This is a genomic window from Streptococcus sp. AM43-2AT, assembly GCF_003603405.1.
GTDB classification, from domain to species: domain Bacteria; phylum Bacillota; class Bacilli; order Lactobacillales; family Streptococcaceae; genus Streptococcus; species Streptococcus ilei.
This window is the reverse complement of the sequence record NZ_QTND01000001.1, coordinates 258,452-283,321: the sequence shown is the minus strand read 5'-3', so window position 1 is coordinate 283,321 and position 24,870 is coordinate 258,452. Positions and strand designations below refer to the sequence as shown.

The following is a 24,870-nucleotide window of genomic DNA, read 5'->3' as shown; positions in this document are numbered from 1 at the left end:
GATGTATTCATTTTACCACAATTTCGGAAGATAAAAAAACTCTCCCTGCAAAGCAGAGAGAGTTGAAAAACGACCTGATGAAGGTCAGCAATTTTATTCCTTCTTTGTCCCCTTGTTTAAGAGCTTGCCCATTTTCCCTAATCCAATCAGTAAGAGAGGGTAAGAAAAAAGTGTTATCAGGCCTAGCACAAGGAAAACAGCTACAAATCCACAAGTATCAATCAACCAACCAGTCAGTGGGAAGATCACAATCATAGACAAACTAAACATCATCGAATTGATACTAAGCATGGTTGCTCGTACACTAGAAGGCAAATAAGCTTGTAAATCATTGTAGTAAATGGGTTGATACACTGCATAAAGGGCATTGGTCAAGAGATAGACACTTAGATAGGCGAATGGAGTCTTCAAGCCTACCAAAAGCAAGGACAAACCTGTCAGTGCAACCAGAATTGGAAAGACTTGATTGCTATTCCATTTCTTCCCAATTTGACTAGCTAGATAAACCGCTAGAAGATTGAAGCCACTACCAATCAACATGATGAGCGAAACTTGCCAACTGACTAGGTCACTGATTTTCTGTTGGTAGTAAAAATAAAACATACACATGATGGTTCCTACCAGCTGATAGGTGAACATCCAGTAAAACAAGACTGGTTTTTCCTGCCACTCTTGTTTGACTACCACCAATATACGCTTTATGGTCAAGTGATTTCTTTCACCACTCTTGCTCTCTGGCTCTTTCATTAGAAAAATCAAGAGAATGGATAGCAATGAAAGGACAATAGCAATCAGATAGGTCCAAGCCAATGCTCCGTGAATAAAGAAGCCTGCCACAACTGTACCTAAGGTTCGGGTGACTTCTGCCACACCAGACAAAAAGCTAGAAATCTGAAGATATCGGTCCTTTTGACCCGCTTCAACCGCCGAATCATATAAGAAAGCGGTACTGGTCCCCGAGTCAAAATTGTAGGACAAAGCATTAACCATCATGGCAATCGCATAAATCCAAAAACTCCCCTGACCAAACAAAATCAAGATAGAGGACACAATACTAGCCAAGCGAGCCAAATAGAGATTGGTTTTGTAACTAAATCGATCGGCCAACATACCAGAGGGGATTTCACACAAGAGACTGGTCCCATGAAAGATACTTTCTAGTAAACCGATTTGAAGCAAGGATAGACCATTTTGGATAAAAAATAAAATCCAAAAACTGGTAATCCCAAAATAAGATGTGAATTCCAGACCTGCTAGGAGTGGAATATTGCCTTTGTAAGTTCTTTTAAACATTGTTTTCTCTCTTTCAATATGTAGTATGACTGTTTCTAAAAGACTTACTGAGAGTTGCCTACATTTTCTCCACCTCTTTCATTTAAAGTAATACTCAATGAAAATCAAAGAGCAAACTAGGAAGCTAGCCGCAGGCTGTACTTGAGTACGGCAAGGTGAAGCTGACGTAGTTTGAATTTTATTTTCGAAGAGTATAAAAACGCCAGACGGCGTTTTTATGGCTATTAAGGTTTGATACGGTGCAACATACGTGGGAATGGAATGGCTTCACGGATGTGTTTAGTTCCAGCTGCGAAGGTTACCATACGCTCGATACCGATACCAAATCCACCGTGTGGGACTGTACCGTATTTACGAAGGTCAAGGTAGAATTCATACTCTGTAAGATCCATACCAAGTGATTCCATCTTAGCGACAAGGGCATCGTAGTCTTCCTCACGCATGGAACCACCGATGATTTCTCCGTAACCTTCTGGTGCAAGCAAATCTGCACAAAGCACGCGATCTGGGTTCCCAGGAACTGGTTTCATGTAGAAGGCCTTGATGTCTGCTGGGTAGTTAATCACAAAGGTTGGTACACCAAAGTGATTTGAAATCCAAGTTTCGTGTGGTGAACCGAAATCATCTCCATGCTCTAGATGTTCATAGTCAGCGTCTTCATCATTTTCATGTTCTTGCAAAAGATCAATGGCTTCATCGTAAGTAATGCGTTTGAATGGCTCTGCAATGTAGCGTTTCAAGAGCTCTGTATCACGTTCCAAGGTTTCCAAGGCTTGAAGAGCACGATCTAGAACACCTTGAAGCAACGCTTTAACATAAGCTTCTTGCAAGTCAAGTGACTCGTCGTGTGTCAAGTATGAGTACTCCGCATCCATCATCCAGAATTCAGTCAAGTGACGACGAGTTTTTGATTTCTCCGCACGGAATACTGGACCAAAGTCAAAGACACGACCAAGAGCCATAGCCCCAGCTTCAAGATAAAGCTGTCCTGATTGGCTCAAGTAAGCTGGTGTTCCAAAGTAGTCTGTTTCAAAAAGTTCTGTAGAATCTTCTGCAGCATTTCCTGAAAGGATTGGGCTATCAAATTTCATGAAGCCATTCTTGTCAAAGAACTCATAAGTTGCATAAATGATTGCGTTACGAATTTGCATCACTGCTACTTGTTTGCGTGAACGCAACCACAAATGGCGGTTATCCATCAAGAAGTCTGTACCGTGTTCTTTTGGAGTGATTGGATAATCTTGAGATTCACCGATGACTTCAATGTCTGTAATATCCAACTCATAACCAAATTTTGACCGCTCATCTTCTTTGACAATCCCAGTCACAAAGACAGACGTTTCTTGGCTCAAGCGTTTGATGGTATCAAATTTTTCAAGACCTACTTCTTCACCGAATTTTTCGATAAAGTTTGGTTTGAAAGCTACACCTTGGAAGAAGGCAGTCCCGTCACGCAATTGCAAGAAAGCAATTTTCCCTTTTCCTGATTTGTTAGCAACCCAAGCACCGATAGTCACTTCTTGACCGACGTAGTCTTTAACTTCAATGATGGTAATCCGTTTTGTCATAATACATCTTCCTTTTCTCGTTAAACTTGTCCGAAGACATGATCACCTTTCATTTTACCACAAATAAGAGCCGATAGCTATCTCTCACAATCTAAAAATCCGGCTTTTTTTACGAAAACTGACTTTTAATAAAAAAATAAATCAACTTTTTCAAATTCTTGAACCGATTTAAATATTTTATCCTATATTTTGATTTTTCAAAGGAAAATCCTGTCATTTTAAGTCTCAATAGCAGTCATTTTTGACAAGTAAAAAGCTTGCAAGTTATACTATCAGTATGTATAAGGAGGAAAATATGAAAAAGAAAATTCAACTCACCACGGGATTGTGTGCAGCTGTTTTAGCCCTCAGTCTCGCAACAACCACTTTTGCTGATGAGCAGACAGCCCCTGTCACTGCTCCTATCTCTGAACGACAAGATACGGTTGCTCCTGTTTCAGTCATTTCAGAGAGTTCAGCTACTGCAATTACCAATGAAACAATATCCCCACTTCCGAGCGAAGAAACAGCTAGCCTGACGGCTGAGGAATCAACCCCAGCTCCTGCTGAGACTCCAGTTGATCCACGAATCTCTGAAATTCGTGTCATCCATCGTCGTCGGACTCTGAAACCAGACTTTTCACCAGTTGCATCTTCAACAGATATCGTATACAAGACAGTTAATGCCCGTGCTTTTACTGAATATGACGTCTCTGGAAATGGACCAGCAACGGTTACAGACGAAAACGGAAAAACATGGTATCGAGTAAGATATTCTGATCTCGATATCAAAGATGGATTTTCATACAATAGCGCTCCTGAAAAAGGCACTGCCACCGCGCCCGTCATTGAAGTCATCCATCTCTATGATGATATCGATTTGAATCCGGAAGTTGTAAAACGTGCTCGTTTTGTAGACGAAAAGGGACAAGAAATTGCACCTTCCCAAGAAAACAGCGTCGAGCGGAGCCTCGATTTGGCTTATGAAGCTGGTCTACCAACAGCACCCGCTCAAATCCAAGCTAATGGAAAAACTTATACCTTCCAATCAGCTGACAAAGAAGAATTGACCTCCCACAAACTTCATGTTTCTAACTTGGTTACTGTGACCTATTTCTATAAAGAAGTCACCACACCAATTGTTGAGAAACCGTCAACACCTTCTGTTCCAGAAAAACCTGTTAAAAAACTGCGTCTTCCAAAAGGAAATAAGGGAGTGAAAACACGTGTACCTGTTAGTAAGAAGACTCAATCAAAACCTTCAACACCAGAAGTAAAGAAATTCCGCCTTCCAAAAGGGAACAATGGGGCTAAGACCCGTGTAGCTGTGAAAAAAGGAAGCACAATTCTTTCTGTTGATTACTTATAAGTCAATAAAGAAGAGAGTGGGACAGAAATCGGTAATTCGTTAGAATTCGATTTCGTCGTCCCACCTCCGCACAGTTGAGTAGGGCTGTAAAAGCTGTGAAATCAGCGTAATAGAGCCCACTCAACCACTGCGTCTTGCTCGACAATCCAAAGACAATTGAGAGGCTAGGACTTTTGTCCCAGCCTCTTTTCTTTTAATTTTCCATAAATTGATGCAAGCGGCGAACAGCTTCCTTCAGGGTCTCCGAGTCAGTCGCATAGCTAAGACGGACATTCTCTGGAGCTCCAAATCCAGCACCTGTGATGAGGGCAACTCCCACTTCTTCCAGGATGGCAGTTGCAAACTCTGTCACATCCGTATAACCTTTCATCTCCATGGCTTTTTTGACATTTGGGAAGAGATAGAAAGCTCCCTGTGGCTTGATCACATCAAAACCTGGAACTTCGCACAAAAGAGGATAAATGGTGTTCAAGCGCTCCTCAAAGGCTTGACGCATCACCTCTACTGAGTCTTGTGGACCTGTCAAGGCTTCAATCGTAGCATACTGAGAAACAGCTGTCAGATTGGAAGTTGTCTGACCGGTTAGCTTACTCATGGCTGCAATGATTTCTGGGTCACCCACCGCATAACCAACCCGCCAACCAGTCATGGCATAGGCTTTGGAAACCCCGTTGATGACAACGGTTTGTTTGCGAATGGCTTCGGATAAGCTTGAGATTGGAACGAACTCATTCCCGTTATAGACCAGGCGACCATAGATATCATCTGCAAGGATGAGGATATCATGCTCAACAGCCCAATTTCCAATGGCTAAGAGTTCTTCCTTGCTATAAATCATACCTGTCGGGTTAGATGGAGAATTCAAGACCAAAACCTTCGTCTTTTCCGACCGAGCTTCTTCCAATTGTTCAACGGAAACTTTAAAATCATTGACTTGGTGCCCCTTGACATAGACAGGAACCCCTTCCGCCATTAGGACCTGGTCCCCATAGCTGACCCAGTACGGTGTCGGGATAATGACCTCATCACCTGGATTGAGCACAGCCATAAAGAAGGTATAGAGCGAGAACTTCGCTCCAGTCGCAAAAGTGACTTGGTTTGGTGATACTGAATATCCATAATAGCGTTCGAAATAGGTATTGACGGCAGCCTTTAATGCTGGCAGGCCGGAAGCAACCGTATAAAAGGAAGCCCGCCCATCCCGAATGGCTTCTACTGCAGCATCTTGAATATTCTCAGGAGTGTGAAAATCAGGCTGGCCCAAGGTTAGAAAGAGAATATCTTTTCCTTCTGCCTTTAATTTTTTTGCTTTGGCATCACTTGCCAGGGTGACACTTTCTTCCATCTTTAATACACGATCAGAAATTTTCATACCTTACCTACTTTCTATCTGGGACTAGTTCCAGACGAACCAATTTAGACTTAGACTCTACCAGAAACTGTCTACAATACCTATATTATACACCATAGATTAGACTTGGAGCAAGATTTTACTAAGGATTCAAAGAAACTTTACTACTCCTTACTATTCGACAAAAAAATAATTTGACACTAAAGTTAACAGTCATTTTTTCTTCTGTTGATAAATCCATTATCTTGTCACCCGCCTGTAATCTATTTGATATTAAGGCTTAATAGCGTCTAATACTATTTATTGCTAAAATGATAGTATGAAGAATTTAGAAAAACTATTTGAAGAAGCCCAAACAGAATTAAAAACCATGATTGTCTTTCACAAGGCGGAACGGACTTTTCGTGCAGCAGAGTCTCATGTCTTTAAGGATCATCAGTTGACCCCTACTCAGTTTTCCGTTTTGGAAACCTTGTACAGTAAGGGGGATCTCCGTATCCAGAACCTGATTGACAGTATTTTAGCGACCTCTGGAAATATGACCGTCGTGATTCGAAATATGGTGCGTGATGGATGGATCAAGCGCGAAATCGATCCAGATGACCGTCGTGCTTGTATCGTTTCTTTGACAGAAAAGGGCCGTAAAAAAATTATCGAAGTTCTTCCTGATCATATACGTAATGTTCAAAAAGTCATGGGTGTCTTTAGCGAAGAAGAGCAAAAACAACTTCAAACTCTTCTGAAAAAATTAAAGGGCTCCCACTAAATTCTAACCATTCAATTAGTCGTGTTCATAGCCAACTAACTACAGTTGCCAGCTATGAACACGTTTTTTGATTCTTGAAAAAAAGTACTAGTCTCTGTTGACTAGTACCTTCTATTTTACTCATATTTCACAAAGACTAATTGTTTTTCAGTTGATAAGTCAGACTGGTATGCAAAGCCACTAAAGGTTAGCTGCTTCATCTCTTCTACCTTTGTAATCTGCTTCTCTAATAAAGCTGTCACAAAAGCCCCACGCGCTTTCTTTGAAATGGTTGAGTGAACCTTCAACAGCCCATTCTTCTCTTCAAGGAATTTAAAAGTCACCATCCGATCTTGAATCTCCTTAGAAAAGACGGTTTCAAACTCACTGGAAAGCAAAGAAATAATTAGATCTTCCTCCTGAAGAGCTTGATCATAGCTAGCCTTCCAAAAAGTCTTTAAGGATTTCCCCTGGACCTTAAGCTTCATGAGAAAGTCCAAACGATGGGGAGCAATCGGAGTAAGGGCCGGAATCACCCCATAAAGAGCTGAGGTGATCAAGAGATGGTCTTGCACATAAGCCGCTTCTGCTTCCGTCCAGTCCGTACGGCGGATATTCCGGTACATGAGACCGTCGAAGAGATTCAAAGCTGGATAGGTCTTAGCTGTACCCGACTTGAGCGCTCGGATTCGTTGCTCTTCTTCACTTGCCCGCTCTTCAGTAATCTTATAAAGTGAGGCTAACTCTTCTAGAGATAATGAAGCTAAGGCATCGATGACCGCTTGTGTCTCATTTGATACAGGATAACCCGTTTTTTCTGGGGTATCCAGATTCATTTCTTTTGCAGTTGGAATTAATAGTTTCATAGATTTATTGTACCATATTTCATTTTCGCTTGACATAAAATTACCATCATGTTATCATCTAGTTATTAAAACTAGATAACAAAGAGGTAATAACTATTTTATTCAACTACAGTTATCCCAAGTGGGAAGAAATTCCTGATATTGATCTTTATTTGGACCAAGTCCTCCTCTATGTCAATAAGGTGTGTGCGCCTTTTATCTCAGAAACAGACAAGGGCTTAACGGCTTCCATGGTCAATAATTACGTTAAACACGGCTACCTGCCAAAACCAGATAAGAAGAAATACAAGCGACAGCAGGTTGCCCGTCTCATTGCTATTACAACCTTAAAGACGGTTTTTTCGATTCAAGAGATCGCGGCTACCTTGAACCTCTTGCAGAGTCAAGCCAACTCCGCAGACCTCTACAATAGTTTTGTGGACTTTCTCCATGAAGAGAAAGAACCTTTAGCACCCATTATCGGATCTGCCTGTCGTACCGTTTTGCTCTACCAAGAAACCCTATCCTATATCCATGTTCATTCTGAGGAGGAAAAATAAAAGTGAATTATGCTAGTAAATTAAGTAAACGATTATCCTTTGGAGAAGAAATCGCAAATAGTGTCACCCATGCAGTCGGGGCTGTTTTGATGCTCTTTCTCATTCCAACTTCTGCTATCTATAGTTATGAAACACATGGGACTTTAGCAGCTGTCGGGACCTCGATTTTTGTCATCAGTCTCTTTCTCATGTTTCTCTCATCGACAATTTACCATGCCATGGCCTATGACTCACCTCAAAAGTATGTCCTTCGCATTATCGATCACTCCATGATTTATATTGCCATTGCAGGTAGCTATACACCCGTCGTTCTTTCTCTCATGAACAACTGGTTCGGCTATGCCATTATCCTGATTCAATGGGGGACGACTATCTTTGGGATACTCTACAAGATTTTTGCTAAGAAGGTAAATGAAAAATTCAGCTTGGCCCTCTATTTGATTATGGGATGGTTGGTGATTTTCATTATCCCACAGATCATCAGCCAAACAAGTCCAACCTTCTGGGGTTTGATGCTGATGGGTGGCCTGTGTTATACAGTTGGAGCTGGATTTTACGCCAAAAAGAAACCTTATTTCCATATGATTTGGCACCTCTTCATCTTAGCCGCTTCTGCTCTCCAATATATCGCGATTGTGTATGTCATGTAAGACAGTGACTCTCTTATAGGGAGTCACTTTTTAGTTGCTTTTTTACACCCAATTGACTACAATAAAGAAAAATTGTACGGGGACAGTTATGACAACCAAATACCAAAAGATTTTTACTACATTGAAAAACCAGATTGACCAGGGGATCCTAAAAACTGGAGACCGCCTGCCTTCCGTTCGCCAACTAGCCAGTCAGTATGCCTGCAGTAAGGATACCGTCCAACGGGCCCTGCTCGAGCTCAGCTACAAGAACTATATCTATGCTAAGCCCCAAAGCGGCTATTATGTCCTGGAGGAAGAGACTGGAAAGCATACCGACCTGCCTCTTCGCCTCAAGGAAGATCGCTTCCAGGCCTTTGAAGACTTTCGGACTTGTATCAACGAAACCCTTGTCGGTCGTGATAATTACCTCTTCAACTACTATGAAAAACAAGAAGGTCTTGTCGATCTCCGTCAATCTATTGCTTCTCTCCTGCGAGAAGATGCGATTTATACCCAGGAGCAACAAATCGTTATCACCTCAGGAACCCAGCAAGCCCTCTACCTCCTAAGCCAGGTCGCCTTCCCAAACCAAAAAGAAGAAATCCTAGTAGAGCAACCAACCTATTACCGCATCAATAAATTAATTCAGGAGCAAGACTTACCTTATCAAAGCATCAATCGCTTGCCTCAAGGAATTGACTTTGACCAACTGGAAGCCATTTTCAAAAGTGGCAGGATCAAATTTTTCTATACCATTCCCCGCTACCATTATCCTCTGGGACATAGTTATAGCAAACAAGAGAAGGAACAGATTTTGGCCTTAGCAGAACTCTATGATGTCTATATTGTCGAGGACGATTACTTGGGAGATTATGATCCACATTTTTCTCCTAGCTTTCATTATCTGGATGCATCTGACCGGGTCATCTACATCAAGTCCTTTTCTACCAGCCTCTTTTCTGCCCTCCGCATTACTTCTATGGTCCTGCCCCAAGCACTTCTTTCCCCTGTCTTAAAACTCAAGGGTACACTCGACTACGAAAGTAACTTGGTCATGCAGAAGGCCTTGAGCCTCTATATTGACAATGGCATGTTTGTAAAAAACAAAGGGCTCCTTCACCAACAACAAGTCATCCAAAAAGAGCAAGCTGCTTCCCTACTCCAGCAACATTCCCTGTCCGTCCCCGTGTGGCCAGTCATTGGAGGAGTCTTACTAGATTTGAGACAGGTCCCTTCGGTCGCTCGTCTGAAACATAGCGGTCTCCCTCTCCACTTCTTCGAATCTGCCTATATTCAAAGCTGTCCCTATGCCTTTGCCCGTATCAATCAGGACAAACTGGAAGAGGTATTACCCCAAATTATCGCTTATCTATAATTCATCCTATCCTTTCTATTTCTTGAGTTATTTTATATATAAAACTATGTTACAAAAAAATTACATTTATTACAAATATCACTTGACATCTGTAACAATAGGAGTATAATCTAAGTCAGAAAGATAAAGAGGTGATATTATGAAACGATCTTTGATTCGTTGGACTGCAGCCTCTCTTGTGGCTGCATCATTTGGACTTGCTTTGGGAGGGTGTGGCTCAAAAGATAAAACAACTTCCTCATCCGAAAAAGCTTCTAGCTCGAAAGTTGAGAAAAAACCAAAAGCTAGCTTGAATAAAAAAGCTACAGCTTCTTCTTCTCAAGCAAAAGAAAATACTACTCCTTCAAGTCAGGCAAGTAACCCGTCAGCTTCAACTGAACCGAACAAGACAGAAGATACATCTTCAACTGATCAAGCAGTTGTTCCTGCAGGACTTGTCGGTACTTGGGTAGGATCTAGCCCTCAGGCAGATAGCATCAAAATGACTATTGAAGCCAATGGAGATATTACAACTGTCGTTAGCTTTAAAAATGATAGTGAACCAACCCGCACAGCCACCTATACTGCAAGAGCTATTCAAGCATCTGGTAATGTTTATTACTGGGAGTCAGAAGGTCTTAATGGCGCAGATGCACTACTTCCTGGTATTACTGGATTAGGAGTAGCAAATTTCCGCTTCAAACCAGGATTTATCCTTGAGGAAGGTCATTATACTCCGATAGCCTTCACAACAGATATCAATACAGAGTTTGACTATAGCAATTACAGAGATTTCCACTTCTCATTGACCAAAGAGCAATAAGTGCAGGAAATTCTTCAATAAAAAAAAGAATGTTGACCCCTTAACATTCTTTTTTTATGTTTTATTCACTTTCACAAATCAATTGGGTTAAACCCTTACTTCTTGGTCAAGTTCCAACTCTTGGCCACAAGGTCGAAAAGATAATCATCCTCTACTCGTCCATCCAAGGGAATACTAATCCAGTATTTCTTGTTCATATGGTAGGCCGGATAGAAAGGAGACTCTTCTAAGAGTTGGCTGACATGATCCTGTTTAAGATTTAAGACCTCAATCTTCCCTTCCTGCCTCGCATCTAGCTTGGACCAGTCTATCTTCATCAAGACGCCAAACCATTTGAGATCCTTTTGATGACGGAAGACGCCCGAGTCCGGAGAACGGTCCCAGAGGTATTCGATAGGACGGTCATATTGCCGGCTGATCCAATCCACCAAGCGCTTGGTCTGAGGATACAAAAAATCTTTGACAGCAAAACAGGAGCTTCTGATATCCTCTAAGGCCTGCTGGCAAGCTTCTCTGACTTGGCCAACATATTGACCAACCATCTGGTCCATATGAAGCTGCACATAGTCGTCGCCTGTCTCCTGATCCACTAGCCAAAAATGCACTTGCTTACTTTGGACAGTCACATAAAGTTTGAAGTCTCCATCCAGGATCTGTTGATCATAGTGAAACTTCTCTCCCTGCTTTGAAAACCCATAAGCTAGAGCTTTTTCATTGTCTATACTGTATTTCTCAAAATAATCTGGTAAAAACACGTACTACTCCTTTCCTCCAGTATACCAAAAATCAAGAAAAAAGAGCTGAGATTTCTTCCTCAACTCATATATCTTTAAAAGACAACACGAGTTCCATGGACCTGATCCACCCCTGGAACATCAAGGAAAAGCTGACGATTCTCCAAAGAGACTCCTCCACCTGCCAAGATTTCTAACTGGCGATCTGCAAGCTGGGCATACTCTTCGTAGCGTTGCAACCGTTGTTCTAAGTCTGTTTCTGGACTGCCGGCTCTTGTTAATAGTCTCGTCACGCCTACTTTCTTCATCCACTCGATACTCGCAGCTTGATCTTCTAAAGGAATCTGGTCAAATGCCATATGCATGGTCAATTCAAATCCTTGACTGGCTTCGATGAAACGAAGCATGGCATCTTTATCCAGCTGATTGTCAGCAGTCAAAGCCCCAACAGCTAAACCATCAACACCCAGGTCACGGGCAATTTTCCAGTCTTCTAACATTATGTCTAGCTCTTGCTCAGAGTATACAAAATCTCCACCTCGTGGACGAATCATAACGATGACCTTTGCCTGATAATCTTTAGCAAGCTTCACAGCCTCTTTGATCACACCATAGCTTGGAGTCGTACCTCCAACCGCTAAGTTATCACATAATTCTACACGACGCGCTCCTGCTTGAAAAGCCTTCTCTAACAGTGTTATGTTCTCTGCACAAAATTCATATAACGGCATCCTAAATCTCCCTGTATTTGAAATCGTTTTCTTGTTCTACCTTACTCTTTTTTCAATGCTTTGTCAATTAGAAAAACCATCGGCATCATCAGAAACCAATGGTTGATCCTTAATAAGAAATTGGAACAATAATTTGTAGTAGCATGTTCCCTTTTTCGACCTTGACAGAATGGATTTGGTAGCCACTTGTCGGCAAGGTCAGTTGAATGTGATTCCCTGTCATAGTAGCTCCTGTTCCCTCTTGGTTAACTTTTTCTGCAATCTTTGAAGCGACCAAGCTACGTGGAATCGGCAGATGACCTAGTCGAGCTCGTTCTAAGTTCAAGGTCAATTGCTGATCCGTCACACTAGCTGAAAAGTCCATGCTCACCATGGTTTCCACCGGTCCCAGTTCAATCGGAACCTGAACATTGATATACTCTCCATTCATAGCAACTGCTGTATTGAGGAGAGTTTCATCTGTCATTCCCCCTGCCATGGATTTAATAACTTGGCGCAATTGAGGAGAATTCAGTTGAAGCTCTGTTTGCAGGCCAGAAGCAGTCACGTCTGCTGTAGAGAAGCCTTCTTGAGCCAGATCTACCAGCGAAGTATTCACTGTTACATTTTTAAATTGCTCTTGAGTCGAAACCTTTGCTGGTATCAAGAAAACTGCTAAGACAATAACTAGGAGGAAGGTCAGTCCGATGAGTCGTTTGATCCATTTCCACATATGGTCACCTCTTTTCGTTTTGATGGATAGAAGAGAATTCACCTCTATCACTATTGATCTATTCTTTTTAAAATACGACTTCTATTCTACCCTAATTTTTCAAAAAAAGCGAACGAGAGGAATAAGGTGCACATAAGAAAAGAGGTGGAAAAAATCCCAACCCCTATTTGAATGTTAATGGAATTGCATCCCACCATCCACGATGATGGTTTGTCCTGTAATGTAGTTTGAATCAGGACCAGCAAGGAAGCTAACCGCTGCAGCGACATCTTCGGGTTCGGACAAACGTTTAAGGGTAATATCTTTAGCGAAAGTTTGCATACCCCATTCGTCATCTTTACCAGCGTTCTTACCAACTTCATGAGCGATATCATACATCATTGGAGTCTTAACGATACCAGGTGCATACGCATTGACAGTAATACCTGAATCAGCCAAGTCACGTGCCAAAGTTTGAGTGATACCACGAACTGCAAACTTAGTACCACCATAGACAGTCAAGTTAGGGTTACCTACAACACCTGCTTGTGAAGTTGCATTGATGATTTTTCCGCCATGGCCAAGCGCCTTGAATTGAGCTTGTGCAGCTTGAGCACCCCAGATGACACCACCAACGTTGATGGCAAAAGTGCGTTCAAATTGTTCTTCTGTAATCGTATCAAGTGGTGTAGTTGGAGCAACACCAGCGTTGTTAACGACAACATTTAAATCTCCGAAATGATCCACAACTTTTTGGAAAGCTGCAGCCACTTCAGCTTGTTTGGAGACATCAGCAACGACCGCAAAAGCATTTTCAGCTGACAATTCAGCCACTGCTTTTTCTGCTGTCTCAGCATTGTAGTCTAAGACTCCGACCTTGAAGCCATCTTGTACCAATCGTTTTGCAATCGCAAAACCGATCCCTTGACCTGCACCTGTGACAATAGCTACTTTAGACATATGATTCCTCCTTGGTATCCCCGATACCAGCAAACGTTCATAGAAGAACAGCAAAGGTTGACAGTCAGTTTTGGGTGAATCTATCATAAGTTCCTTCCAAAACTATGCTAACAGTATACTCCTTTGTGAAAAAAGTGTCAAACTCTAGCCTGTTATTTTCTAAAGTATTTTACAATCTATCTTATCTTTATTTAGTAATAGATTAACTGATTATAATAATTTTGAAAAGGGTTTTATATCTTGACAAAAACACTCCTATTGCCTATTGTTTTGGGCCTTATTTCATGCTACACTAATTATAAGACAATCAAATAATAAGGAGATCTAACAATGAAAGAATTCATGGATAAATTGAATAACCTACCTAAACCAGTTCAATACATTATTGCGATCATTATTTTCTTTATTGCGTTTTACATTTCTTATAGCTTGTTTTAAGTTAGAACGTACAAAGCTCTCTTTATCTGATACAGTATTTTAAAAGAGAGTGGGACAGAAATCGGTAATTCGTTAGAATTCGATTTCGTCGTCCCACCTCCTCACAGTTGAGTAGGGCTGTAAAAGCTGATGAAATCAGCGTGGTAGAGCCCACTCAACCACTGCGTCTTGCTCGATAATCCAAAGACAATTGAGAGGCTAGGACTTTTGTCCCAGCCTCTTTCATTTTTTAAAACATTTTAAAGACTGCTACTGCAAGTACTGCACCGATGATTGGACCAACTACTGGGATCCAAGCGTAACCCCAGTCACCATCTCCTTTGTTAGGAATAGGAAGGAGGCTGTGCATGATACGAGGACCTAAGTCACGAGCTGGGTTGAGAGCGGAACCTGTGGTTCCACCAAGAGACAAACCAATCCCCGCAATCAAGGTACCTACAGCAAAGGTACCAAGCCCTGCTTGAAGGTCATAAAGACCAAGCGCAAAGATAGTTAGTAGCAAGACAAAGGTTCCAAGGATTTCACTGATGAGGTTTGAAGTAGTGTCCTTAATTGCTGGACCAGTACTGAATGTTCCAAGGATATTTCCAGGATTTTCTTCTGCTAAGTAATGCGGTTTGAACTGCAACCAGACAAGGACTTGACCGACCATGGCTCCGGCAAATTGTGCAAGGATATAAGGAATGACAGATGCCCAAGCTAGGCCACCATTAAGAGCAACCCCAATTGTTACTGCAGGGTTCAAATGGGCCGGACTTAACTTACCAGAGATGAAGGCTGCGACAGCAACCGCAATCCCCCAACCAAGAGTAATGACGATCCAACCTGAGTTGTGGCTTTTCGTTTTTGGAAGAACCACTCCTGCTACAACCCCATTTCCCAGAAGAATGAGGATTAAAGTTCCTAAAAATTCACCAAATAATTCTTTCATATGATTTAATTCTCCATTATAAAGAGGGGAAGGTTAGACAGTCTTCTTTCCAACCCCTTTTTTGTTTTTCTTAGTTTTTTAATGCTTCCAAGTCATTGTTTTCCAAAGCGACTTGCAAGTCTTTGCGGTAGCCAACTTTTTCTTCTTCTGACCATTCATAGAAGCGGCCCATTTCATCCAAAACAGGTTCGATCATCGCATCTAAGCTATCCCGCATAAAGAGCATGTGGTTGGTACGACGAAGAAGGAAATCAACTGGGCTGAGTGCCAATTCATTGCGCATTGCATAGTGAAGTGACAAGGTATCAGCCAAGCTCAATCCAGGTGCCTGTTCCACGCTATGAGCAAGGGCGAAGACCTTAGGTGCATTGGATCCGTATAGGTTAGCTAGGTAGTGAGCTTCCTTGCTATCCAAACCACGAGATACGCCAAGTTGAGCAAAGGCTTCGATTTCAGAATCCACGTTCGTTGGGTTAATTTCTCCACCTGATACTGGATAGGTCTTAGAGTTGATTAACTTAAACTGACGGTCGAACTCTTCCTTAAGAATGTTCAAGACACGCTCCATAGCCCCTTCAGCCATCTTACGGTAGTCTGTAATCTTCCCACCAGCAAGGGTCAAAAGACCATTGTCATCGCGATCGAGGCTTGATCCACGTGAGACAGCAGATGGATCCAAGTGTTTTTCAGAAGTGCTACCTTCCAAGTGGCTGATTGCTGATTCAACATCTTCACGAGATTTTTCTTTAGAAAGATAGCCTTCAACTGTTGTAATCAAAGTATTAAAGCTTTCATCACTGATGGTTCCGTTGTTACCACCATTGTAGTCAGAAGCACTATTTCCTGAGATCAAAGGACGGAGACCAGCCCAGCTACTTTCGATGTCATCTATGGTGATGTGAGCTTCTGGGAATCGGTTATTTACGATACCTAACAAGTAGTCGACATCTTCTTGGGTTACTTTTGGATGCTCTAAGTCCCCAGTGTAGTCTGTATCCGTTGTTCCAAAGTAAGTTTTGTTCTCCCGTGGCAAGACGAAGACCATCCGACCGTCTCCAAGACCAGTGTCGAAGTATACAGGTTGAGAAACCTTGATCTTGCTTGAGTCTACGACCAAGTGAACACCCTTGGTTGGACGCATTTGTGAATGCTGCTCTCCATTATTTGAGAGATTACGCACTTTATCGCTCCAAGGACCAGTTGTATTAATCACCAAACGAGCCTTGATTTCAAAGACCTCATCTGTCAAGAGATCACGCGCCACTACACCTGTGATCTTACCAGATTCATCAAAGAGGAATCCTTCTGCTTTTACGTGATTGGCAATGAGGGCCCCATCTTGGTTGGCACGTTTGATATTTTCAATCACCAAACGAGCATCATTGTTTCGGAAGTCTAGGTAAACCCCACCACCGACAAGACCTTCTTGTTTCAACTCAGGCTCCCGAGCCAACACTTCTTCCTTGGTCAAAACCTTGTTGGCAGCTGGTGTATTGCTGACACCTGCCAAGAGGTCATAGAGGTCCATGGCTACCTTGAGACGGAAGAGGCTGAAAGTTGCCCCAGCTTCATCATAGACAGGTAAGAGCATTGGGTCTGGTTTTGGAATATGAGGAGCAATTTGTTGCACTACAGCACGTTCTGATACCGTATCTGATACCACTTCTACGTCAAATTGTTTGAGGTAGCGAAGTCCACCGTGGACCAATTTTGTTGAACGGCTGGAGGTTCCTTCCGCAATGTCCTGCATCTCGATCAAACCAGTTTCAAGACCACTGGCTGCTGCCTGCAAGGCTACCCCAGCACCTGTTATCCCACCCCCGATGATCAAAAGATCCAGGGTGCGTTCTTGCATTTTCTTAATCGATAATTCACGTGTTTTCTTTGAAAATTCCATAATTCTTCACTTTCTATCCTACTGGAGTCTTGACTAGTCTTCTGTTTCTGCAAAGACTTGGGTTGCTTTAACAGCTTTCTTCCATCCCTTGTAGAGTTGTTCTTTACGAGATTCGTTCATAGAAGGCTCGAATAGTTCACCAGTTGCATTGAGTTCTTTCAATTCATCTAGGTCTTTCCAGTAGCCGACTGATAGACCTGCAAGGAAGGCTGCCCCCAAAGCTGTTGTTTCCAAGTTTTTAGCACGAGCAATATCAATACCAAGAATATCCGCTTGGAACTGCATCAAGAAGTTATTCATAGCTGCTCCACCGTCCACTTTAAGGACTTGAATAGCCGTCTTAGCATCAACCTGCATAGTATCAATGATATCCCGTACTTGGTAAGCAATGGATTGAAGAGTCGCCTTAATAAAGTCTTCTTTGGTTGTTCCACGAGTCAAGCCAAAGACAGAACCACGAGCATTTTGATTCCAGTATGGTGCTCCTAGACCTGTGAAGGCCGGTACCACATAAACTTCATCGTTGTTGTGAGAATCACGTGCATATTGTTCAGATTCAGGTGAGCTTTCCACCATGCGTAGACCATCACGAAGCCATTGAATGGCACTACCAGCGATAAAGATAGATCCTTCCAAAGCGTAGTAGACTTTACCATTGATTCCATATCCAATGGTAGTCAACAAGTTGTTTTCAGATAACTGCATCTCTTCACCGGTATTCATGATGATGAAAGAGCCAGTACCATAAGTGTTTTTGACCATACCTGGTTCGAAGGCCAACTGTCCAAAGAGGGCTGCTTGTTGGTCACCTGCCATACCAGAGATAGGCACTTCTCCTCCGTAGAAATGGAAAGGAGCTGTTTTCCCATAGATTTCAGAGTTAGAACGAACTTCTGGAAGCATAGCCTTCGGAATATTAAGAATTTCCAAAATCTCATCATCCCATTTTAGGTCTTTAATATTGTAGAGCATGGTACGAGCAGCGTTTGAATAGTCTGTTACGTGAGAAGCTCCGTCTGTCAACTTCCAAACCAACCAAGTATCGATGGTTCCAAAGAGCAATTCTCCTTTTTCAGCACGTTCTTGTGCTCCTTCTACATGGTCCAAGATCCAGCGAATCTTAGTTGCTGAGAAGTAGGCATCAATGACCAAACCTGTTTTTTGGTGGAATTTTTCGACATACCCTTGGCTCTTAAGCTGTTCAGCTAAAGGAGCAGTTTGGCGAGACTGCCAGACAATGGCATTGTAGATTGGAAGTCCAGTATTCTTATCCCAAACAACGGTTGTTTCCCGTTGGTTGGTAATTCCGATAGCTTCGATTTGTCCTGGTTTGATGCCACTCTCGATAAAGGCACCAGCGATAACAGACTGAACAGAGTTCCAGATTTCATTTGGATTGTGTTCAACCCAACCAGCTTGAGGGAAAATTTGCGTGAACTCTTTTTGGCTAGAGCTTACTTTTTCTCCTTTTTTATTAAAAATGATGGCTCTTGAACTTGTTGTTCCTTGGTCAATGGCCATAATGTATTTTTCTTGTGACATGAACTGTCCTCCTGGGAAAAAGAAATATTCTTTAGGAGACGTACTCCTTACATTGTCTAGTATACAAAATAAACCGCTTTCATGTCCATCAATTTTTTTAAGAATTTTAAAAAATTTGAGTAGATGGATTCAGAACCCTTGTTTCATAAGGATTTCTAAGACTTAGAAAAAATGAAATTTTTAGAAAAATCTAATAAAAAAGCTAGGCAGAACAATTCGTTTAGAATCTGTTCTTCCTAACCTCAATTTTTTAATTACTACTAATTCAGCTCAATAATATCATAAAAGTCTCATCAAGCATTGAATAGCTTTATTAACCTTCTTCTTGGTAGATCATCTGGCGAATATTGGCTAGATCGATCATATCTAAATCATATTTTAAATAATAGACAGGAATCCGCTGGGTAAGACTAATCGGATTATTGGTCACGATCAAATCGTAAGTTGAAGATGGATCAAAGGCTTCAATGGTAATAAAACGATTGTACTCTAGATAGCGCTTGAGGGTTTCAGTCATCCGTGTATAGCCTAGATAGCCCACTGTTAAGTCTAGTCCGATCTTAATTTGTCTCCCACTATTTTCTGCGATATACTCTATTAATTGGAGCCACTCCCATTTGATTTTTTTATCCAGAGCTGTCCCTTGGCAAAAGATGGGAAGTTTACTAAAGATAGTATCTGCTACTTCTCTATAATCATGACTACTAAAGACATAGGGATTGTGGTTTTCAAGTTGGAACTTATATTTATCTTGAAGAAGGTAGCCTGTAAAAAGATAGACCTGTCCACAAATTTGGCTGAGCTCATAGGTCACTGGGCCTTCGATATAATCTCCTAATAACTTCTGGGTTTTCATCTCTTGAATGAGTTGCGTTGTCAGATGACCAATCTCGCCCCCAAAGCCTAAGATGTACTCCATCGTATGAAGCGGAAGGATCCGATGGGTAACAAGGAAAGCAAAGAGGACTAACATCTCTCCATCATCATGGCTAAGAGCAATGTGTTTCCCAGAAAAGAGCTGGTTTACCCGACCAAACAACCGTTGGTAATAAATGTTGTCCGTATAGCCCTTCATCTTCTGTTCAATTTCTTGAAACTGACAGGCATTGACCTTAAGTCGTTGCTGAGTAATATGGGACCAGAGAACATAATCCAAGCGTTGGCCTTGAGACAACTTGGCACCACAGAGTTCTTCTAAGGTTTCAATTTCGCTTTGTCTTTCCTTCTTGTCAAGTTCTTGTTTCCAGTCTGCACTAGCCCAGACCTTTCGTAACAAACCAAAATAAAAATAACGAATCTTATGTTCAGGGCCCTTGAGTCGCCCATTGTGGATGGAAAATTGAAACTCAGTTAATAATTTGTTTAAGCCCGAAATATGACGTCCTAATGTCGCTTCACTAATCAAGAGTTCCTGAGCTAGTTGCTGGGCTTGAAACTGGCCATGATAAAGTAAATAGATCAATAGTTGGTACTTGATCGAATTGTCCAAAAAAGCCCGCCGAATGTCACGCCCCTTTGTATCTGCCCCCACAAGAAGGCGAAGATGTTCATCTTCTAACTCAATGGAAAGGGCCAGCTGATTCTCTTGGGCCTTGTCATTGATTAGTGAAAGATATTTGTTCAAGGTTGCTTTGGAAAAATCTGTCTCCGCCATCACTTCTGACAGACTGCTTGGAGAATGTTGTAGCAGATGAGACAAGATTAAAAACTGCCCACCCTCACTTTTTTCCATTAAATCAGCTAAATGCATTTTCAGAAAACCCTTCCATTATTCTATCCTTAGAGTACCATAATTTAGCCAAAACAAAAAACAATCTGTTTCTATCCTCATCAGCATAAGCAAAAAGAGCCCTAAGGCTCTTCTTTTTATGTAAAATGCTTATAAAGATCTGCTCGAATCCAACCGATTTAAAAATTCCATTGTCGGGCTGTCTTGGTAAAGTTCTTTGAGAGGAACTTTATAATAGACAGAAATCTCTTCCGAAGTCACACCGTAACGAATCAAAAGATCATAAATACGATTTAAATCATGACGTAATTCATCCGTTATGAGAACATTATCGCTTGTTTCTTTTGTTCTCCAAGAAAAAAATGGCAGAACTTCCTTCGTTTCTATTAAAATAGTTTGTAATAAAGTTCCCCCATGACTATCCTTCTGAGAGATATCTGCTCCAAGTTCCAACATTTTTTTAAAAACCTTGAAGGATTGGTCAGCCTTTTCCTTAGACGAATACATCTCATATTGACCATTCCAACGTTTGATCATCCGCCTACAGTCAAATACAGCTCTTCCACCGGCTGTTTGGATGACCGGCTGACAAAATGGATTCAGCTCTGTCGGCTCTTCAATAAAGTTAAGATCTGCCCCTCTATCAATGAGTAAGTCCGCAATATCTAAATGTCCCGATTTAATAGCGACTTGCAGAAGGGATTGGCCTTGATCTCTCTTAGGTTTATCACCTGAAACTGCATTGACTTCTTCAGGCTTTCTATCCAATATCTGACGGACTCCTTCGATATCTCCTCTTCGCAATAACTGAAAAGTTTTTTGCATGGTCTTCCCCCTCTCATATTACGGATCAGAATGACACTGTTGTTAAATTTTGTCCCATCTATGATTTCTTCGTTACATTGATTATATCACTTTACAGACTCCTATATGATGGATTGTGTCATTAGCTAAACAGTTTTATTTTATCACCTGATAAAAAAGAAACCTCCCATCGAAATTGGATGAGAGATTGAAAGCTTTTTTATGATTTTCGTATAGCTACTAGCCAAGAGGCTAATAGAATTTCAAAAATAACCAGAAGAATAATCTGAGTAAGTGAACTCTGAACTAGCATGAGAACAGCCAGACTATCGATCAGCATATGAGCGAGGATACAGGGAACAGCTCCTTTCGAATACTCCTTGAGAGCTCCAAATAGGAAGGTATTCCCTAAAATCATCAGGTAAAAAATGAGATAGTTGGACGAACCTGCTGTAATCCAAGGAAGTTGATAGATAGGGATATGCCAGAGGAACCAAACAAGGGAAAGTGCCATCATTTTAGATACAAAGTGCTTGCTAAAGGAAAGATGCTCTTGTAAAAACCAACGCCATCCAACTTCTTCTAGACCTCCATATAAAAAAGTCCATGGGAAATACAGGAAGAAGGCCAAGAGGGAGTTCCCTGTAATGCTAACATTCATGAGCAAGAATGAGATCCCATAATAGATGACTGGAATTAGCAAAGTTAGAAACCAAGTCTTGGTGCTCTCTTTCTGTAAAAAAGTTTGTTTGAAAAATTCTCCAAGGGATCTGGTTTCACCTAAGACGATGGAAAAGCAAATAGCCGTTATCATAGGAATCGAATTCATCAGGATGAAAAGCAAAGAGCCTCCCAAACTCCTTCCATCTGAGAAAAACCATAGTTCAACTTTGCCCTACTAGAAAAGTAGCAAGGAGGGCAGTTACCGAATACCAGAAGGCAACGCCTTGTTCTAAAAATATTTTTTTCATTTTTCCTCCGTAACGGGATAATCAATTAGATAGATTGCACCCTAATCCGCATCGACCCAAAGATGGTATTGTTCACAATGGAGACATCGAAAGAGGTAGCCACACATGTCACCATCCTTGACTAAGTATTCAGCCACATCCTGAAATTCATCACGCGCCTCATATTCTTCCAAAACTTGCTCTGCAATGCCCATCTCTTCCAGTTCACGAGTGCCCACGGTTCCCAAATAAGCACAATAATCTTGGCAACAGGAGAGCCAATTTTCGCCTTGCCAGCTACTATAGCCTGGAGTTTGACAGAAGAGGATCTGGTCTTTTTCCTTATCCATTACCCCTTGCCAATCAGCATCTTGGATAAACTCTGCTTCAAACTTTTGGGCAGCACGACCAGTAGAAATACAAGTTGGACAGAGATGTCTTAGCTCTTCTACACAATAAGGTCTCAGAGCATAATAGATGGTGTGATCTTCCCCACACGAAGGGCAGGTCTTAGGCTCGCCTTCCTTAAAGGAACCCGTCGCTAGTGGATCCGGATGATAGCGGAAGGTTGGCAATTCACTGACTTTCTCCTTATGAGCCTCTTTTTCTTTTTCGGTCAAGGGACGAGAGAGAGCAAAGCGATCTCCATGACTTAGACTCATCTTTTCTAAGGTGAAAAGTTTCTTAACTTGCTTGCGATCAGACTTGCCTACTAGCTCTGAAAAGAGAGCAAAGGCACTGGCATACAAGCCCAACTCCTGATACACATCCACCAAGACCTGCTTAGCTTCTGGAGTACCCAGTACGGTCAGCCGATCCGCAAATTCATAGAAAGCCAGCACGCTGGATGAATCCTTATCTTGCGCTTGGAACTGTTTTTTTAAGTGGATATATTCTTTAATAGAATCGTTCATAGAATTGCTCACTTTCGTTTTTACAGAGAATCAAATCCTAGTTTTTTTTCTTCAGGTGATTGTATTCTAGCATTGAAAATGTACTTTAAACCCATACTTACCAGCATTTTGCTTGAGTTTTTCAACCAACAGTTCATTCTGTTTACTTTTACCAAAAAAGAAGGGAATGGTCTTTCCATTTCTGAGTTCGATATAGAAAGCATAGCGACTCCCACCACCAGCGCGACCACGGAGCAATAAATAGGTTATCTGCTTCATCTCTTTCAATGGGATCATTCGCCGACTGAAACACCAAGGCTCATGAATGTAGAAGATACCATAGCTAATATGAAAAGGGGCAAAGAAGGGACCGCCACTACGTTTCACGATTAGTCTTCTTCTCAGGAAAAGGAGAAGACTGAAAAAGAGCAAGAAAACTAGCACAAATAGAATCGGAGCACTCTCCATCATCTTTCTAATTTCTAACACGCTACCCTGCATCCTCTATTTCATTTCAACCCATTTTTCATTGTCCATGATAAAGGGCTTGGCTAGACCTTCACCTGTGTAATCCTGGTATTTGGTCTCCAAGTATTTGTAGACATCTTCCTTGGTCGCAAACTTGATCGCTTGATAGGGCTCTTCAAAGGTCAGCTTTTCGACAAAGAGGTAGCCGTCCTTGGCAGGAACCAAGACACCGACGTGCCCGACAAATAGGGAATTGCCATCTAGGTTATCATGAACGATTACGGAAAGCATGCGGGCATTTTCATTGAATTTGAAATTGGCAAAATACTCTTCCATCTTTTTAGCATGGACCTTGACATCCGTTGTATCCTCTGTCGGAACCCGTGAATACAGAATGTTAAAGGCTTCCTTGTCTGCCTCATCGAAGACTTTCCCTTTTTCAATCGCATCATTGTCCACGAACAAGAGTTCACTATCCGCCTTTTGCTTAGGAATCTCGATGCGATTCTTCAACAAGGTATAACTATTGATCCGGCAGTTGGTTCCGACGAAATCTCCCTTTTTCTTGGTCCACAAGTCACTAATCTTCTCCACATCGTATTCCGTCTTTTTGAAGGTGGTAAAGTCGCCCGTCAAGCCAACAGATCCAACGATATTATCATAGTCCGTTACGAGACCAAGAAACTTGTCTACACTCTCCTGATCCAAATAAGCAGACAAGAGAGCCCGTACTTCTTCGACACTTTCCTTGCTATTGAGATTGCTGTAGGTACCCTTGTAGTGCTCCTTGTCTGAGCTGGACTGCTGGACAGTGGAGGTTTCCTGCTTTTCTTTGGATTGCTTTTGATTGGTCCCACAAGCCGATAAAGCAAAAATCGCCAAGGCACAGCTAGTAAGGAGCATGATTTTTTTAGATGGTTTCATAAATTTTTTCCTTTTCTATATACTAAGATGGTTTGTAATATGGAATCGCGTTTCATAACATGATTCATTTCTTTTTCCTATCGAATCTCCTTCTCCTATATTATAGTTTAAAACGGACTTAGCTCCAACTATTTTTCACGAAATGAGGAAACTTTATAGGTAGCAAAAAAAGAGCTGGCAGACTGTCCAGCTCTTTAATGAATAATGAATCCTATTTAATCTTATGTTTGTTCATCTTTTCTTCAAAGACTTCCGTCATGATGACACGCAATTCTTCCCGTTCTTTTTCAGGAAGGTCTCCTTGGCGTTTGGCCACGGCATAGAGTTCAGGATAGCGCATAGCCACACGTTCGATCGTCTTTGTTGTCGCATGCCCTCTGACAAAGAAAGGAATACGCTTGACCCATTCTTGCGGTACAAGAGCAAGCAACTTCTTCGCCGCTTCTTTATCAGAAATCTCAGCTGTACTCAAACCTTGGTTGATCTGTTCTTGTTCTTTTTCTGTAAAATCTTTTAATTCCATATAAATCACCTTACTCTACTAATTTCTTTACCCAAGGACACATTATACACCTATGTAGGGGAAAAGTACAACTAAAGGAACCGAAAAATAGAGCTAAGGCAAGTCATCCCTCACTCTATCTCTTCATCGTTAAATC

23 protein-coding genes and 1 pseudogene are annotated in these 24,870 nt (G+C 41.6%); 6 read left to right on the top strand and 18 right to left on the bottom strand.

Annotated elements, in window-relative coordinates:
• Positions 1-93: 93 nt before the first annotated feature.
• Positions 94-1,293, bottom strand: a complete 1,200-nt coding sequence (locus tag DW930_RS01365; protein WP_123159127.1) for an MFS transporter — start codon at positions 1,291-1,293, stop codon at positions 94-96.
• 224 nt (positions 1,294-1,517) lie between these two features.
• Positions 1,518-2,864, bottom strand: a complete 1,347-nt coding sequence (gene asnS / locus DW930_RS01360) for an asparagine--tRNA ligase (RefSeq protein ID WP_162471228.1) — start codon at positions 2,862-2,864, stop codon at positions 1,518-1,520.
• Positions 2,865-3,156: 292 nt separating this feature from the next.
• Here asnS and DW930_RS01355 point away from each other — a divergent pair, with 292 nt between their 5' ends.
• Positions 3,157-4,209, top strand: a complete 1,053-nt coding sequence (locus tag DW930_RS01355) for a cell surface protein (protein ID WP_123159126.1) — start codon at positions 3,157-3,159, stop codon at positions 4,207-4,209.
• A gap of 193 nt (positions 4,210-4,402) precedes the next feature.
• Here the strand turns inward: DW930_RS01355 and DW930_RS01345 are convergent, their stop codons facing one another.
• The gene (locus DW930_RS01345; RefSeq protein ID WP_120701871.1) at positions 4,403-5,581 is read right to left on the bottom strand and encodes a pyridoxal phosphate-dependent aminotransferase; all 1,179 of its coding nucleotides are present in this window, start codon (positions 5,579-5,581) and stop codon (positions 4,403-4,405) included.
• A gap of 298 nt (positions 5,582-5,879) precedes the next feature.
• On the opposite strand from DW930_RS01345, the gene DW930_RS01340 reads away from it, so the two are divergent.
• Positions 5,880-6,326 carry a MarR family transcriptional regulator gene (locus DW930_RS01340; RefSeq protein WP_023026886.1) on the top strand — a complete coding sequence of 149 codons (447 nt, stop codon included), beginning with the start codon at positions 5,880-5,882 and terminating at the stop codon, positions 6,324-6,326.
• A gap of 116 nt (positions 6,327-6,442) precedes the next feature.
• On the opposite strand, the gene yaaA is transcribed toward DW930_RS01340, so the two are convergent.
• Entirely contained in the window at positions 6,443-7,171 is a 729-nt protein-coding gene (gene yaaA, locus DW930_RS01335; protein ID WP_023026887.1) for a peroxide stress protein YaaA, read from the bottom strand.
• A 95-nt stretch (positions 7,172-7,266) separates the two neighbouring features.
• Here yaaA and DW930_RS01330 point away from each other — a divergent pair, with 95 nt between their 5' ends.
• From DW930_RS01330 to DW930_RS01315, 4 genes are all read left to right on the top strand, one after another.
• Complete coding sequence (locus tag DW930_RS01330) at positions 7,267-7,710, top strand: DUF1836 domain-containing protein (protein ID WP_042361110.1); 444 nt, start codon at positions 7,267-7,269, stop codon at positions 7,708-7,710.
• Between the two features lie 2 nt (positions 7,711-7,712).
• Entirely contained in the window at positions 7,713-8,360 is a 648-nt protein-coding gene (locus DW930_RS01325) for a hemolysin III family protein (RefSeq protein ID WP_023026889.1), read from the top strand.
• An 88-nt stretch (positions 8,361-8,448) separates the two neighbouring features.
• A complete protein-coding gene (locus DW930_RS01320) occupies positions 8,449-9,717 on the top strand; it encodes a PLP-dependent aminotransferase family protein (protein ID WP_123159125.1) in 1,269 nt (422 codons plus the stop codon).
• A gap of 139 nt (positions 9,718-9,856) precedes the next feature.
• Positions 9,857-10,519: a hypothetical protein gene (locus tag DW930_RS01315; protein WP_123159124.1), complete on the top strand. Its 663-nt coding sequence runs from the start codon at positions 9,857-9,859 to the stop codon at positions 10,517-10,519.
• 95 nt (positions 10,520-10,614) lie between these two features.
• On the opposite strand, the gene DW930_RS01310 is transcribed toward DW930_RS01315, so the two are convergent.
• The 14 genes and pseudogenes from DW930_RS01310 to DW930_RS01240 all read right to left on the bottom strand — a co-directional run bounded on the left by DW930_RS01310 (position 10,615) and on the right by DW930_RS01240 (position 24,734).
• Complete coding sequence (locus DW930_RS01310; RefSeq protein ID WP_117744335.1) at positions 10,615-11,274, bottom strand: MmcQ/YjbR family DNA-binding protein; 660 nt, start codon at positions 11,272-11,274, stop codon at positions 10,615-10,617.
• Between the two features lie 74 nt (positions 11,275-11,348).
• Complete coding sequence (locus DW930_RS01305; protein WP_023023434.1) at positions 11,349-11,984, bottom strand: copper homeostasis protein CutC; 636 nt, start codon at positions 11,982-11,984, stop codon at positions 11,349-11,351.
• A 109-nt stretch (positions 11,985-12,093) separates the two neighbouring features.
• A complete protein-coding gene (locus DW930_RS01300; protein WP_123159123.1) occupies positions 12,094-12,696 on the bottom strand; it encodes a hypothetical protein in 603 nt (200 codons plus the stop codon).
• Positions 12,697-12,870: 174 nt separating this feature from the next.
• On the bottom strand, positions 12,871-13,635 hold the full coding sequence (locus DW930_RS01295) for a (S)-acetoin forming diacetyl reductase (RefSeq protein WP_023023545.1): 765 nt from the start codon (positions 13,633-13,635) through the stop codon (positions 12,871-12,873).
• 667 nt (positions 13,636-14,302) lie between these two features.
• Positions 14,303-15,004 (bottom strand): MIP/aquaporin family protein, encoded by a 702-nt coding sequence (locus tag DW930_RS01285; protein WP_123159122.1) that lies wholly within the window; start codon positions 15,002-15,004, stop codon positions 14,303-14,305.
• A gap of 70 nt (positions 15,005-15,074) precedes the next feature.
• Positions 15,075-16,901 (bottom strand): type 1 glycerol-3-phosphate oxidase, encoded by a 1,827-nt coding sequence (glpO, locus tag DW930_RS01280; RefSeq protein WP_123159121.1) that lies wholly within the window; start codon positions 16,899-16,901, stop codon positions 15,075-15,077.
• A 33-nt stretch (positions 16,902-16,934) separates the two neighbouring features.
• The gene (gene glpK / locus DW930_RS01275; RefSeq protein ID WP_048788803.1) at positions 16,935-18,443 is read right to left on the bottom strand and encodes a glycerol kinase GlpK; all 1,509 of its coding nucleotides are present in this window, start codon (positions 18,441-18,443) and stop codon (positions 16,935-16,937) included.
• Between the two features lie 313 nt (positions 18,444-18,756).
• A complete protein-coding gene (locus DW930_RS01270; protein WP_123159120.1) occupies positions 18,757-20,193 on the bottom strand; it encodes a helix-turn-helix domain-containing protein in 1,437 nt (478 codons plus the stop codon).
• Between the two features lie 129 nt (positions 20,194-20,322).
• Positions 20,323-20,997 carry an ankyrin repeat domain-containing protein gene (locus tag DW930_RS01265; protein ID WP_120701868.1) on the bottom strand — a complete coding sequence of 225 codons (675 nt, stop codon included), beginning with the start codon at positions 20,995-20,997 and terminating at the stop codon, positions 20,323-20,325.
• A gap of 199 nt (positions 20,998-21,196) precedes the next feature.
• Positions 21,197-21,947 (bottom strand): annotated as a pseudogene (locus tag DW930_RS01260) (CPBP family intramembrane glutamic endopeptidase).
• 41 nt (positions 21,948-21,988) lie between these two features.
• Positions 21,989-22,840, bottom strand: coding sequence for a CbrC family protein (locus tag DW930_RS01255; protein ID WP_123159119.1), 852 nt, complete (start codon positions 22,838-22,840; stop codon positions 21,989-21,991).
• Between the two features lie 66 nt (positions 22,841-22,906).
• Complete coding sequence (locus tag DW930_RS01250) at positions 22,907-23,320, bottom strand: hypothetical protein (RefSeq protein WP_123159118.1); 414 nt, start codon at positions 23,318-23,320, stop codon at positions 22,907-22,909.
• A 3-nt stretch (positions 23,321-23,323) separates the two neighbouring features.
• The gene (locus DW930_RS01245; protein WP_123159117.1) at positions 23,324-24,211 is read right to left on the bottom strand and encodes a DUF4300 family protein; all 888 of its coding nucleotides are present in this window, start codon (positions 24,209-24,211) and stop codon (positions 23,324-23,326) included.
• 211 nt (positions 24,212-24,422) lie between these two features.
• Positions 24,423-24,734 carry a hypothetical protein gene (locus tag DW930_RS01240; RefSeq protein ID WP_117744347.1) on the bottom strand — a complete coding sequence of 104 codons (312 nt, stop codon included), beginning with the start codon at positions 24,732-24,734 and terminating at the stop codon, positions 24,423-24,425.
• Positions 24,735-24,870 lie beyond the last annotated feature (136 nt).